Raw genomic sequence first — 14,617 nt, forward strand, 5'->3', positions numbered from 1 at the left:
CAATCCCTAATCTCTTGAATACACTTGCAGTTCATGAATGGACCAGTAGTTGCCTCCTGCGCCGGTCTGCATAATTCTGATATACCGTGTTTTGACCGGCGGGAATTCAATCCGGGTCATTTCCAGCTTTCCTTTGCCGGAAACAACCTGCTTCCAGTTGCTTGCATCATTCGAAACATACAGCTCATATCCCCGAGGATAATCATAGGCGGATAAGGTATTGTTCAGTTCGACAGCTTCAACAGAGTACTCCTTTCCTAAGTCAATTTGGAAGTATTCACCTGAGGCCTGATGTTTGCCGGTATCCCAACGCGTGCGCCGGTCTCCGTCAATGGCACTCAGAGGATTGGAGGCTTCCGTATTCACATTGGACGTTACCTTCCATTCCGCACGGTCCAGCGGAACAAGTCCGGTGGCTGTAATCTGTGTCTTCTCTGACATTACGCCAGAGCCTGACACTCTAACCGCATAAGTATACAGTGTGCCTTCCTGCAAATTCCGGTCGATGTACTCGGTCCCCCGCACACCTGTTGCGACAACCTTCAGGCTGCTGCCCGGGCCATCGGCACGAAGTACTTCATAGCTTGCTCCCGGAGCCTCCAGCCAGCCCAGCTTAACGGCTAAACCTTTGACTGCGGCGGCTGTGAGACCTTTTGGCGCTATATCCGCCACCTCCGAGGAAGGCTGCAGAATATATTGTACCGCCTCACCGGGTGCCAAGGTTTCTGTGAATTCGAGTGCAGGCGTGGCATTTTTCCCCGTAATATAGCTGCGGGCCGCTTCGTACGTATCGCCGCTGCCGAAACGCTCACCCTCATACACTGTTTTTTCCGGCATATTGACCTTTACACTGACGGTTTGCGGTGTTTTCTCGAAGTTGACGAAATTAACCAGCACCTTGTTCGAGGTTGCCCCGCTTCCTGCCAATGGTTTAAGTGTAGAGGTATCTACCGCACGGACGTAGACCAGCTTGTCTGCCAGAGCATCCTTATTGGTAAATTGATACGTTAGCGGCGCGCCGTGTGTGGCATAGGCCAGATCCAGCCGTCTCATAATGCTGACGCGCGAATCCTCGCCTTGTTTGGTGTAATAGATCTCTGTTTTCGCCGGATCATGCTCTTCCAGGTTGAATCCGTATTTGAACAGGCTGAAATTTTTGAAAAAAGCGGCATGCTGCACGAACATATCCACATAGCCGATGTGAGCGCGCATAATCCGGTCGAACACCGCCGCCGTGCGCTCGGAAGCGCCGTATTGGTAGGCATCCACATGCGAGTCGGAGGTTCCGAATTCAGTGGTCAGCATTTTTTTGCCAAGTCCGTCTGCTGCCCCGCCGAAGGTTCTCAGATTCTCCGTAAAGCTGCCTCCGTTGCTGAAAATATAAGAATCACCGTAGGAATGCCCGTTGGTCAAATCGGTCACTTCCTCCAGCTCATCCCGCTGCTTGGGATCGCGTTCCCAGCCGTCGGGGTCGCCGCACTGGCGCACAGTGCCCGTCTGATTGCCGCAGGAATCCTTGCTGTAATCCGGCCAATAGGCCCAGCCCGGGGCTACGGTCTTCAGATGGGGGGCGATGGACTTGCCCTTGGTGTTCAGCCAGTCGGCGATCGCCAGATTCACTGCCTTGGAACGGTTGAACAGGCCCGGCTCGTTGTCTACCTCGTAATATTGGAAGTACGGGCTGTACTGCTCGAAGTAATCGGTCAGCTTCTTCTCCGCAACATCCGGCAGTGAGCCGTCCTCCTTCAGCTTGATGTCACCGGTATACAAATACAAGGCCACCGCCTGCATGTTGTAATCCTTCAGCACCTTGTAATAATCTCCCATGTTGGAGCAGGAGCGTCCGACATCACTCGCGCAGCTTGTGCGCATAATATTGCCGCTGTAGGCTACACCGAGCCATTTCATGATATAAGGCAAATGCGTAACCGCACCTTCGTCAAAATAAAACTGCTTATTGTTCACCATAGTTCCGGTCAGCACATAGCTGCCGTGAATAGGCTCTTTGATCGGACTTTGCAGCTCTTCCAGGCTAAGGTCATCCCAGGTCCACCAATTGTATTTATCCTCCATATCGGAAGAATAGATGCCCCGGGCGGTCTGCAGCTTCAGCTCATTGGTACCGACCAGCAGCTGCTCCTTCGGAATGTACAGCTCATAGGTTTTGCGGAATTTGTACTTGCTGTCCGTCCCGGAGACACCGGCGATTTGAATAATGCCTGACAGCTGCCGGTTCGAGAATACGCTCATTTGCGGAACGGATTTGTAGGCATCCAGGATGCTTACGCGAAACAAAACTCCGTTCACCGGGAGCTTATCCAGCTTGTAATTAATCCGAAGTTCAGGATTCGTGTCGCCTCTGAGCCCCGAAGGGATGCTCTGAAGCGTTGCCGCCTTCAGCGTGGAAGAAGCGACATTAATAACCTCCTTCGCTCCCGAAGAGCTGGCGTCCGTAAATTCCGCATCTGAGCCGTCATGCTGTCCGAGCTGCCATAATATTGTCCCCTTCGGCAGCTCAGGCCCAGTATCACCCGCTGCAGACAATTTGGACATGTCTACCTCCACTTCGCCCTGTTTCATCCCGTCATCTCCGAAGAATGAGACGGACAACAGAAGCAAGATGGTTAGTGCTGCAAATCTAAGTACTAGCCGAAGAGGCTTTCGGATGTTTGGCTTTGTCCTAGTCGTCATTCCCATGTCCTCACTTTCTTCCGGGGTGTCTGTTCTCTGGCTCTGCAAAAGCCTCACTGCTGCTTCGATTGTTCATGGAAAGGTTAGTGCGTTCTGGGGAATGACCGCCAGCTTCTGGCTCGGACTCTTCCACATTAGGCGGATGTTTGCATCACCACGGTTCTCGTAATACTCAACCTTAATATCATACGAGGTTCCTGCTGCAAGCAGGATGTCTCCCTCACGGCTGATGCCGCTTTGCTTCCTCCAGCTGTCGATGATCAGCCTGCCGCCGATCCAGACGCGGACACCGTCATCCGAAGAAGCAATGAAGGTATACTTTTCACTGTAGACCGGCTTGATTTTGCCCGTCCAGCGAACGGAGAAGGAATCTTTGCCGATGCCTGCCGCCGGAGAGTCTCCGTGCCAATTGAAATCAATCTTCTTGTCATTACGGGTCAGCACCGCAGGCCCTGCCAGGCCCGCGTTGTTGAAATACTGTCCGGTTAAGCCGTTTTTTAAGATCGGAGGTGTATTGATTGGTGTGCTGACGGGTTTGCCTTGGGTTTCGATATAGTCGGCTCTGGACACGGTGCGTGTATTGCTCATGAAGCTTTTAATAGTCTGCAGATTATTGTTTTCGGTCAGCATTTTCCCCCATGTCATCATATATACCCATTTGCTCTGGGTTTGAGACAATGTAACAGGGTCTGGAAGCTCCCCGCTCTCGCCGATGCCGATGGGTTTGCCGTTCGCCAGCGTAAGCAAGCTTTCATAATAAGACTGCTTGAAATCATTGTTATAAATATCCGCTGCCAGCACGTCAACCTTACCCGCCCCGGGATAGTAGGGTTCATAGGAGTCTGCCCATTCATTGGGCGCATTCGGGTTCCATACCCACAGCAGGTTGTTCAGCTTATGCTTGTTCACCAAACGGTCGTAGGCTATATTCCAAAGCTCGGCGAAATTATCCTTCTGCCCCCACCAGAACCAGTTCCCGTTCATTTCATGGTAAGGCCGCCATAGAACCGGAACTCCGGCATCGCGCAACTCCCCCAGGTAGAAGGCAACTTCATCAAGCTCAGCTATCAGACTCTTGTACTGCGGGGTTCCCGGCGTAACATATGCGTCAAACTTCTCCTGGCTCAGGTTCATACGCACATTGGCCCACTCGGGTGAGGTTCCGGGGAGACTCTGGTGGAAGGTCATCGCCACGATGCCGCCGCCTTTATACCATCTAATCGCACTGTCTACAACAGCCTGGCGCTGCCGGGCAATGGTTCCAGCAGGCTGGTTGTTAACGGCCCCAAACTCATAGCCATGGAGTACCGCATACTCCCCGCTGATGTTTTTAAGCGCGTTACTATACTCATCAGGACTCTCCAGATAATCATGCTGGCCGGAAACGATGCCTTTGCCGCTAAGCTTGGCGAGATAATCCAGAAGACTTACGGCTTCCTTGGAAGCCGCAGAATTAACAGGTGCGATGGCCTCTGCGGAAACCAGCTCATTCCCGGATACAGGGAGACTTCGGGCCTCTGTCCAAGGCACTAAAGAAAGACTAAGGATAACAATAATAATCGTAAATAACCGGTACTTGCGAAAAGTGTTCAATGTAATCTCCTTTCTCCAGCCGCATCTGCCATGAAAGCTCTCCTGGTGCAGGCGATACTTCCTGCGGCAAATGCCGGCTATAGCTTAGTAGCCCTGCTGGTGAGCAGGGCCACTAAGAGTGGGCTTTATAGGATTTAATATTGTAACGACTTAACCAGTATCGGCGTTCGGTGATGAATTAAGCAGTAATTCACTTAGGAAGCGGAAGGAAGAAAAAGTGCGTTCGCCGGGACCGTCCCTTTAACCTGACTCGGACTTTCCCACATCAGCCGTGCTTTTGCATCCCCTTGATTCTCGTAATACTCCACTTTGAGTTCATATAGCTGCCCGGCTTGCAGGCTTATGCTTCCTGTACGTTCGGTTCCGCTCTGCTTCGTCCAACTGTCAATCACAAGGGTTCCATTGACCCAAACGCGTACACCATCATCTGTTGTCGTGTAAAAAGAATAAGTCTCACTGTACAGCGGCTTGATCTTCCCGCTCCAGCGAACAGAGAAGAAATCATTGCTGATTGCAGCGTCCGGCGAGCCCAGACGCCAGTTGAAATCAAGCACCGCATCGTTGCGCACCAATGCCGGAGTACCCGACAGCTGCATATTATTGAAGTATTCCGCCTGCAGTCCGTTCGCAGCCGGAGCTGGCGCACTGAGGACGGGCGGCGTTGGGGTTGGCGCTGCTGTCGGAGCCGGTACTGTAGTTGGTGCTGGCGCTGCTGTTGGTGTCGATACTGGTGTTGCTGTTGCTGTCGGTACTGGTGTTGGCGTTGCTGTTGGTACTGGTGTTGATATTACCGTTGGTGTCGATACTGGTGTTGGTACTGCTGTCGTTGCCGGTACTGGTGCTGCCGGTGCCTCCGCACCCATCTCCGATGAAGATGTGCTTTCACTGGCAGCCGGCGTATTTACAAACAAGGCACTGGCCGGAACCGTTACCTTCGCCTGGCTTGGGCTTTGCCACATCAGGCGGATATTGGCATCGCCCGCGTTCTCGTAATATTCAACCTTGATATCGTATAGTTGACCCGCCTTTAAGGCGATGCTTCCGGTCCGTTCGGTTCCGCTCTGCTTCATCCAACTGTCGATTACGGGTGTGCCGTCAATATAGACACGGATACCATCATCCGAGGTGGTATAGAATTGATAAGTCTCACTGTAAGAAGGCTTGATCTTGCCGGTCCAGCGGATGGAGAAGGCATCCACACCGAGCGCCGGGTCAGGTGCAGCCTGACGCCAGTTAAAGTTGACCGCAGCATCGTTGCGTACCAGGACAGGCGTACCTGAAAGTGTCATGTTCTTGAAGTACTCACCCTGAAGACCATTCAAGACTGGCGTTGGCGCTTGTGCCGCATCATCGCTGTACGGCGTTGGCGTCGGCGTCGGCGTTGCTGCTGTTGGCCTCGGTGTTGCCGTTGGCGTCGGCTTTGCCGTAGGTGCTGGCGTTGCCGTTGGTGTCGGCGTCGGCGTTGCTGTAGGTGTCGGTGTCGGTGCTGGCGACAGTGTCAGTCCCGCTTTGTACTTGTCACGGGTCAATGTATATTTGTCATTCATGAAGCTTTTAATTGTATCGGTACTGTTGTTCTCGTAGAGCATTTTGCCCCAGCTCATCATGTATACCCAGTTTTTCTGGGATAGCTGCAGCTTTGCCGTGCTTGGCATTTGACCATTTTCACCGATGGCAATAGGTTTGCCGTTAGCAAGGCTCAGCAGGCTGTCATGATAAATATTCATAAAATCATTGTCATATATGTCTGCCGCAAGAACGTCTACCTTGTCAGCGCCCGGATAAGTCAGGGCATACGGATCGGCCCAACCATTCGGGGCATTCGGGTTCCATACCCACAGCAGGTTGTTTAATTTATGAACGCCCACAAAGCGGTCATACATAATATTCCACAATTTAGGGAAGTTGTTTTTCTTACCCCACCAGAACCAGTTACCGTTCATTTCATGATAAGGTCTCCAGAGTACTGGAACCCCTGCATCCCGCAAGCTTTTGAGCGAGACCGCTACTTTGTCCAGATCGGCGATCAGGCTGTTGTATTGAGTGGTTCCCGGTGTTACATACTTATCGAAGTCCGCTTGGCTCAAAGTCTTCTGGACGTTGGCCCATTGATACGAAGTGCCGGGCAATTGCTCATGGAAGGTCATAGCGACGATTCCGCCATTTTTATACCAGTTGATCGCGCTGTTCACTACATTCCGGCGCTGCGTGGCTGCAGTGCTCTCCGATTGGCCGCTGATCACGCCCAGCTCATAGCCGTGAAGGGCAGCGTATTGTCCGCTTGTTCCTTTAAGCTTGTTACTGAATTCATCGGGACTCTCCAGGTAGTCATGCTGTCCGGTGATGATGCCTTTTCCTGTAATGGAATAGAGATCGCTAAGCAGCTTGACCGCCCCCGGGGAGGCGTCGGGATTGACCGGAGCTGAAGGACTTGCGGCAGCCTTCGCGGATAAAGGCGCAATCCCTAATGCAGTCATAAACAGGGCAATGGACAAAACAGCACTCAAAAAACGAAAATTACGGTAAGTTGTCATCATTCTTCTTCCTTTCGGTAGCCAGGCTGCCACTCTTTCGAAGGCCCTATAGCTTTGCGTCCCTACCTTTCGATAGGTTTGCCTTTATCGTTTTGAAGGAATAATCCCTCTTACCGTAAGTATCGTCGCGAATAGTTTATAGTTTAGAGTAAAAATGAAATTTTCTTAATAAATGGTTCTTAATACCTGTTTTGGATTTGTAACAATTGGGTAAATAGATTAATTCGCCTATGAAATGAACTGATGCAGGGCGATATCTTCCCAGTCCAGAGTAATGCGAATATTGTCCTCCTCCACCAGCTCCGAGCCGGTCTGGACTTCAATAAACTCCACATCCGTCAGAGCCAGAATCGCATGTTTGGTGCCTTCCGGTATGCGGACTACGTCCCCTGCTTTCACATTATGCTTCTGCTCATTCAGCACAATGCTTGCCTCACCGCTGACGATGGTCCAGATTTCACTGCGCTTGTGGTGGAGCTGATAGCTGATATTTTTACCCTTGGATATGAAAATCCGCTTGGTCAGCACCTCATTGCCCTCATCATATTTCACGTAATCAATGACCTTGTAGTGGCCCCAGCGGCGTTCCTCATACATCGGTCTTTGTTCAAAAGATTTCAGCACTTCCTTAATGCGCGGGCTTTCCGCTTTATGGGTTACCAGGATGCCATCCGGGCTGGCAGCGACAATCAGGTCCTTGGCTCCAATTACAGTAATTGGAATATCAAGCTCATTGATCAGGCTGGTTCCTTCGGAATCGGCGGTCACAAAACCTTTGCCCACATGGTTGCTGCTCATTTCTTCGGTCAGTGTATTCCAGGTGCCCAGGTCCTTCCAGAATCCGGCGTAGGGCTGTACAACAATATTCTCTTCCTTCTCTACCACTTCGTAATCAAAGCTGATGGAAGCCAGCAATTTATACTGCTTCTGCAACTCCTCATAGTTCAGAGGCAACCCTTTCCGCTGCAAAATATCAAGCAGATATCCGAGCCGGAAGGCGAATACGCCGCAGTTCCACAGTGCGCCGCGGCTGATCAGCTCCTCAGCCAGTACACGGTCTGGCTTCTCCTGGAAGTGGCTCACCTGCATATAACCGCTTGCCCCCGCCTGATCGCCGGTAGGAATGATATAGCCGTATTTCTCTGAAGCAAGCTCAGGGACAACGCCCATCAGCGCCAGATTCGCGCCGCTCTCCTGCATGGTGGCCTCAAGCTGGATTACTGTATCAAAAAATGAAGTCTCCACATACGGATCAACCGGAAGAATAGCCACAGTCTCACTTGGAGACACCCCGCTCATCGAATACAGATAAGCAGCCGTCAGGGCGATGGCCGGAAAGGTGTCGCGGCGTTCAGGCTCCACAATGATTGGTACCTCTGCGCCGAGCTGGCTCTGAATCATCTCCACCTGGCTGCGGCCGGTAGCCAGGTAGGAGGATTCCGCCATTCCTGTCTCCTGCAGTTGTCTCCATACACGCTGTACCATAGATTCCGGTTCACCGGCCGGGCTTTCCAGTACCTTCAGAAATTGCTTCGAACGTGAATCGTTGGACAAAGGCCAGAGCCGTTTACCAGAACCGCCTGATAGAAGTACCAGTTTCATGAGTGAACCCTCCCATTTATATGTTGTCGCGAAAATATTGGATTGTTATTGTGGGCTTCGATGTGTGAAGAAGCTTAAAACCGGGCTGTTGCGGGAGTCACTGCAAGGAATGTTTGGACTTTCGGCCGGCTGTTGTCTCCAGATTTCCTGATTTAAACCGCTGATAGCGGTAGAAATCCGGAGACAGCATATGCTTCCGAAGCGAGCTTTCCTGCGGAAAGCTTTTAGGCGGACGCTACGCTCCTACAGTTCCAAAATTCCTCTCCGTTCCTTCCCTTAACAGCCTATTTGCTTGCTTCACCCGGAGGCGAAGCGCACTGCTAAAGATCCGAGCATTGCCGCTTGCTGAGCGGCAGGTTTGGGCTTTCGGCCGCTGATAGCGGTAAAAAGCCAGAGACAGCGTATGCTTACGAAGCTGTTAAGAACGCTTGTTGTACTAAGCGCCCTGTATGCATCAAACCCTAGACCGCGCCGGCTACACTGGGGGAGTAGCCGCTCAGGCCACCCATTTGCGGGCGGCCGACGGAGTGGTACTCGAGGCCCGTGCCTTCGATCTGCTCCTTGGAGTAGACGTTGCGGCCGTCGATCAGCACCTGGCGGCGCATGCTCTCCGCGAGCCGGTGCAGATCAATTTCCTTGAACATGCTCCAGTCGGTCAGCAGGCAGACGGCATCGCTGCCTTCGGCTGCTTCTTCGGGAAGCCCGCACCAGCGGAGCTGCGGATGATCGTATTGCTGTCTGAAGTTATCAGCAGCAATCGGATCATACAGCTTCACCGTAGCGCCTTCGCCCACCAGCACCTCAATGATTTCGCGGGCCGGAGCCTCGCGGACATCATCGGTATTCGGCTTGAAGGCCAGCCCCCAGATGCCGATAACCGCCCCCCGCAGGCTGCCAAGGGATTCATGCAGCTTCGAGATAATCATGAAGCGCTGGTCTTTGTTCACCTCGACTACCGATTTCAGCAGCTTGAACTCGTAATCCACGTTGCCGGCGATCTGGATCAGCGCATTGGTGTCCTTCGGGAAACAGGAGCCTCCATAACCGATGCCGGCCTGCAGGAAGGATGAGCCGATTCTGCGGTCCATTCCCATGCCTTCCGCTACCTTGGTTACATCGGCTCCCACTTTTTCGCAAATGTTGGCAATCTCATTAATGAAGGAAATCTTCGTCGCCAGAAAGGCGTTGGAAGCATATTTGATCATTTCCGCACTGCGGATATCCGTTACGAACACATTTTCCGTGAAGCCCTGGTGAAGCTGGCGCATGGTTGGCTCAAGCTGCGGATTATCCAGTCCGATGACAATCCGGTCGGGATGAAGCGTATCGCGGATGGCCGAGCCCTCGCGGAGGAATTCCGGAGCGGAGACGATATCGAAGGGATGGTTCGTGTGGGAAGCGATAATGCTGCGGATTTTCTCATTTGTGCCAACGGGAACCGTCGACTTGGTCATGATGATTTTGTAGCCTTCCATCGCTTGTGCGATTTCTATCGCTGCACCTTCGATATAGCTTAAATTTGCTTCACCGCTCGGAAGAGATGGCGTGCCTACCGCCAGGATGACGATATCGGAGTTTCGGACCGATTCCTGAAGATCGGAGGAGAAGCTCAGCCTTCCTTCACGCAGGTTCATTTCAATCAGCGCTTCAATTCCCGGCTCATAGATGGGAGATTCCATTCGTTTCAGCTTGCTGATCTTCTCCTCATCCTTATCCACGCAAATCACATGATTCCCATTCAGTGTAAAACATACGCCAGATACAAGACCGACATAGCCGGTACCGATTACTGTCAGCTTCATACAATCATTCTCCCTTTAGAAAATTGACGTAGGCCTGTTCCACGTACTGCTTGAACTGAACCATAAACGCCTGTTCATCGAATTTACGCGCATGTTCCATAATCTGCCCAATGTCCCACGCATAGGACTCCACTTCATTTATGGCCGTAAGCAAATCATCAACTTCCTGACGCTGGAAAAATACGCCGTTGACGTAAGGTACGATGGTATCCAGCGCCCCTCCGGCCTGATAAGCGATGACCGGTCTTCCAGCGGCATTCGCCTCCAGCGGCGTGATGCCGAAATCCTCTTCTCCCGGAAAAATAAACGCCCGGCACTGCGACATCAGCCCTGTAACCTCCGCATCCCCCAGCCGGCCCAGAAACGATACATTATCTTTGGCCATGCCCTCCAGACGCTTGCGGTCCGGCCCGTCACCGACGATGTACAGCTTCAGTCCGTTCCTGTTGAAGGCTTCTACTGCCAGGTCAATCCGTTTGTAGGAGACAAGCCGGGAGACGATCAGGTAGTAGTCACCGATGGAGGATGAACTGCTGAAGCGGGCCGTATTGATCGGCGGGAAAATCACATCCGCATCCCGGTGGTAATAGTTCTGAATCCGCGTCTTCACGACGGAGGAGTTCGCGACGAACTGGTTAACATTTTTGGAAGTCCGCTGGTCCCAGGTCTTAAGCCGCTGCATGTAGACCTTGAGCAGCCTTTTGAACAGCCCGGAATTCGATTGCCGCTCCATGTACGTGTCATAATCCCAGGCGAACCGCATCGGCGTATGACAGTAGCACAGATGAAATGTAGATTCAGGCACCTGTATGCTTTTCATAAAAGCACTGCTGGAGCTCAGGACGATATCGTACCCGCGAAAGTCCAAATCACGGATGGCCATGGGATAAAGCGGCAGCACCCCTTTAAAGTTGGTCTTCACTCCCGGAATTTTTTGCAGCCAGGAGGCCCGGATATCCGCATCTTTGAGGTTCTCAGTCAGGCCGCTTCCGTTAAAAACCGTCGTGAAGATCGGAGCTTCCGGGTACATGTGGTGGAATACCTCCACTACCCTTTCCGCCCCACCCATCTGGATTAAATAATCGTGCGCTATCGCAATTTTCATGTGAATCATCCTCAAAGTTTTATGGAGCAGATCAGTCCCCGAAGAATCTCAGGTCGCCGCCAGCAAGCCTTTGTAGTAATCGACGATGTCCTTGACTGTATTCTCGATGACAAAATGCTCTTTCACCCGTTTCATTCCACTGTCCGCCATCCGTCTGCGCTCTTCGGGATGGTTCAGCATCCAGGTGATGGAATCTGCAAGTATGGCAGCATCCCCAGGCTGGATAAGCAGCCCCGTTTCTCCGGGAACCACAATCTCTACCGGCCCGCCTTCATTGGAGGCGATCACCGGAAGTCCGGCCGCCATGCCCTCGACGATGACCTGGCCGAACGGCTCAGGGGTAATCGACGTATGAATCAGCAGGTCCGCTTTGCTCATGAGCCCTTGTATATCATCCACATGACCCAGCAGGCTGACATTATTCAGCTCATCCTGCCGCATCTGTTGAATTAATTGGTTCTTGTATTCCTCTTCCCCGAACAGGGCATCTCCGGCCAGCCAGAATTTCACCCGGCTGTCGTTCTTAAAAGCTTTGGCGGCTTCCAGCACGACATGCTGTCCTTTCCAGTGTGCGAGCCGGCCCACCAGCAGGACGTTGAAATCCTTCTGGTCCCGCTTCACAATACCTTCGCCGATGGCTTTGGCAAAAGCGGAGTAGACAACCAGCGTCTTCTTCGTACGGGGCAGCTCCAGCGCCTTCAGGGTGGAATGGGAATTGGCGATGACGCCGTTCGGGAGCAGGCGTGACAGCAGCCGGATCGCCTTGGCGACCACTGGCTTCAGGTACGGGGCGCCGATGTGATCCCGGATATGCCAGATCAGCGGCACGCCGGCCTTCTTGGCGGCAACGGCTCCATAAAATGCCGACTTCAGGGAGTTGGTGTGTACGCAGTCCACCTTCTCCTCCTTGAGCAGCGGAGCCAGCTTGCGCCCGTAAGCCAGCAGCCCTAGCGCGGCGGCCGGAGCGCCGAGATTGACGGCATTCCGTCCGCGGCTGCGGATGCTCTCATCCAGCGGAATAATGCGGACATCAATACCTTTCTCCCGCAGGCGGTCGGCAAGTGCACCTTCCTCAGCGAGGATCACGAGCGGCTTAATCTGTTCACCAATATTGGTAAGAATGTTGAACAGGGCTACTTCTCCGCCGCTCCATTTGGCGGTGTGATCAATATAAGCAACTTTTAGCATCCTGAGGCCACACCCTTTCCCAAGGTTTCAAGGAATACGGATTCCACCTGTTCACCGACATGCTGCCAGGTGTATTTCTCAAGCACATGGTTTCTGCATTCATCCCGGCCCGGCAGCAGCTTGCGGTTGCTCAGCATGTGAATCATGCCTTCAGCCATATCATCGCTGGATGAGCCCTTGAACAGCAGCTCCGGGCGGAAGCCCTGGAGAATTTCTTTATTGCCGCCGACCGGAGTAGCCATTACCGGAAGTCCGGAGGCAAGCGCCTCAACGGTGATCAGTCCGAAGCCTTCCAGTGCCTGCGACGGAACCACGAACATATCCGCTGCCTGATAATAAGAGGCCAGCTCATGATCGGGAATATAACCAAGCAGTCTTACCTTGTTGCCGAGGCCGTAGTCGGCAATCTTCTCTTCCAGTTCTCCGCGCAGCGGACCTTTGCCCCCGATGAGCAGAATCGCATTCGGGAAACGCTCGGACACTTGCTTCCAAGCCTCCAGAAGCTGCAGCAGCCCCATCCGGTTCATCAGGCGCCGAACCGTCAGCACTGTCGTTGCCCCTTCAGGCAAATTGAGTATCCGCCGGACTGCCAGCCGGTTTGCGGCAGGCACGAACCGGTCCACATTGGCTGCTCCCGGGATTACAATGATCTTGTGCAGCGGCACCCCGTGCAGGCTGTGCAGCATATCGCGGAAGTATTCGCTGAGCACGATGAATTTGTCAGCGAGCTTGTAGGCTTTATGTTCAATGGACTTGGCAATCGCCGTTTTGACGCGGTGCTTGATGCCTTGACCTTCGATCTTCATCTCTTCATTCCACGGTCCGTGAAAGGTCGTAATTACCGGAATTCCGCGTTTCTTGGCTTCTATCGCCGGGCCTACGCCGTAAGGCGCAAAGTGGGAATAGAGGATATCAATCCGTCCGCTGCCATTTCCCATCAAATCCGCCGCCTTACGTTGAAAAGCATCCCTGCGCTTCCAGATCGTCTGCTTCGGATCGCCGGCGTTATGAATGATCAGTTCCTTTGGAGTAGAAGGCGTCTCCTGACTGCAGATCAGTGCATGCACCCGGTTGCGGGAGGAAAGCTGCTCACACACGGATTTAAAATAGGTGTTAAGCCCGCCCGGCTGTAAGGAAGGCCAGCTAAGGCCGGTCGTCATAATGTTCAAGCCATCACTGTACGGCATAGCTTCTCTCCCCTTTCTTCTCCTTCTCGGCTTGGCCCAGTGCATTATGCCGGGCCAGCTTGCCGGAGCTGTTCAACTCGTAAAGCTTGAAGCCAACCATGAATTCGTACATCACCCAGAATACAGATACCGCAAAACCTGAAATGCCTTTCTTGAACAGGCCGTGCAGAAAATATTTCTGCAGGAAACGCGCCGGCGGGCGGAGCAGCAAACGGCTGATCTTAAAAGGCTTGCCGCTGGCATAAGCGCTTTGCGCTTCCAGATCGGTGTATTTGTTGAAGCGGGCCACATGGTCGTTGATGCTGCGGAAGCCCTGATGCCAGAGGATTCCGTTCAGGCGGACCGTCTTCTCCTCCTCCACCTCGGGCATTTCATGCACCAGGCTGTTGCGGATGCCATACTGCTTGCGGTTATAGAGGCGCACCAGATATTCACCCTTATCCAGCCATCTGCCCAGAAAATCACCGATCCGGTACAGCGAGTAAGCTACAGCGCTGTCTGTCAGACCCGGCTTGCGTTCAAGAATGTCCTTCGCCAGCTCGTCGCTGACAACTTCGTCGGTATCAATCAGAAAGACCCAATCATGGACGGCGCGTTCCACTCCGAATTCTCTTTGCTTCGCGTATCCGGGCCAGGGGTTGACGTACACCCGGCAGTCCAAGCTTTCGGCAAGCTGCACCGTCCCGTCTTTGCTCCCTCCGTCGATTACAACCACCTCATCGGCGAATAGTCGGCAGGACTGAATTGCTTTGGATATTCGAACTTCGTCATCCTGAGCAATGATGACAGCCGAGATCGGGTAGCTGCCCGGTCTGCCAAGCACGCTTGTCACTGAATCCATGAAGGTATCCTCCTTTTTCTGTCCGGTGCTCGTCGTCGTTCCCAGGAATGTTTGGGCTTCCGATCGCTGTTGTC

Annotated in this window: 9 protein-coding genes and 1 riboswitch; all 9 genes read right to left on the reverse strand. The window is 53.0% G+C overall.

All coding sequences use genetic code 11. The features are described from left to right. Positions 1-6 precede the first annotated feature (6 nt). Positions 7-2,580: a discoidin domain-containing protein gene (locus ACX1DY_RS21015; protein ID WP_458966152.1), complete on the reverse strand. Its 2,574-nt coding sequence runs from the start codon at positions 2,578-2,580 to the stop codon at positions 7-9. 183 nt (positions 2,581-2,763) lie between these two features. After that, positions 2,764-4,284, reverse strand: a complete 1,521-nt coding sequence (locus tag ACX1DY_RS21020) for a glycosyl hydrolase (protein ID WP_458966153.1) — start codon at positions 4,282-4,284, stop codon at positions 2,764-2,766. 194 nt (positions 4,285-4,478) lie between these two features. Then, on the reverse strand, positions 4,479-6,818 hold the full coding sequence (locus ACX1DY_RS21025; RefSeq protein WP_458966154.1) for a PA14 domain-containing protein: 2,340 nt from the start codon (positions 6,816-6,818) through the stop codon (positions 4,479-4,481). A gap of 13 nt (positions 6,819-6,831) precedes the next feature. Continuing rightward, a riboswitch (cyclic di-GMP riboswitch) is annotated at positions 6,832-6,911 on the reverse strand. Positions 6,912-7,046: 135 nt separating this feature from the next. Continuing rightward, a complete protein-coding gene (locus ACX1DY_RS21030) occupies positions 7,047-8,420 on the reverse strand; it encodes a sugar phosphate nucleotidyltransferase (protein WP_458966155.1) in 1,374 nt (457 codons plus the stop codon). A 461-nt stretch (positions 8,421-8,881) separates the two neighbouring features. Beyond that, positions 8,882-10,222 (reverse strand): UDP-glucose dehydrogenase family protein, encoded by a 1,341-nt coding sequence (locus ACX1DY_RS21035; RefSeq protein ID WP_458966156.1) that lies wholly within the window; start codon positions 10,220-10,222, stop codon positions 8,882-8,884. A gap of 4 nt (positions 10,223-10,226) precedes the next feature. Beyond that, entirely contained in the window at positions 10,227-11,327 is a 1,101-nt protein-coding gene (locus ACX1DY_RS21040; RefSeq protein WP_458966157.1) for a glycosyltransferase, read from the reverse strand. Between the two features lie 48 nt (positions 11,328-11,375). Continuing rightward, positions 11,376-12,515 (reverse strand): glycosyltransferase family 4 protein, encoded by a 1,140-nt coding sequence (locus tag ACX1DY_RS21045; protein ID WP_458966158.1) that lies wholly within the window; start codon positions 12,513-12,515, stop codon positions 11,376-11,378. Next, a complete protein-coding gene (locus ACX1DY_RS21050) occupies positions 12,509-13,702 on the reverse strand; it encodes a glycosyltransferase family 4 protein (protein ID WP_458966159.1) in 1,194 nt (397 codons plus the stop codon). Before ACX1DY_RS21050 ends, ACX1DY_RS21045 begins: the two co-directional genes overlap by 7 nt. Continuing rightward, positions 13,689-14,543, reverse strand: a complete 855-nt coding sequence (locus ACX1DY_RS21055) for a glycosyltransferase family 2 protein (protein ID WP_458966160.1) — start codon at positions 14,541-14,543, stop codon at positions 13,689-13,691. The genes ACX1DY_RS21050 and ACX1DY_RS21055 overlap by 14 nt, the downstream gene beginning before the upstream one ends. Positions 14,544-14,617 lie beyond the last annotated feature (74 nt).

Source organism: Paenibacillus sp. BAC0078, assembly GCF_054483875.1.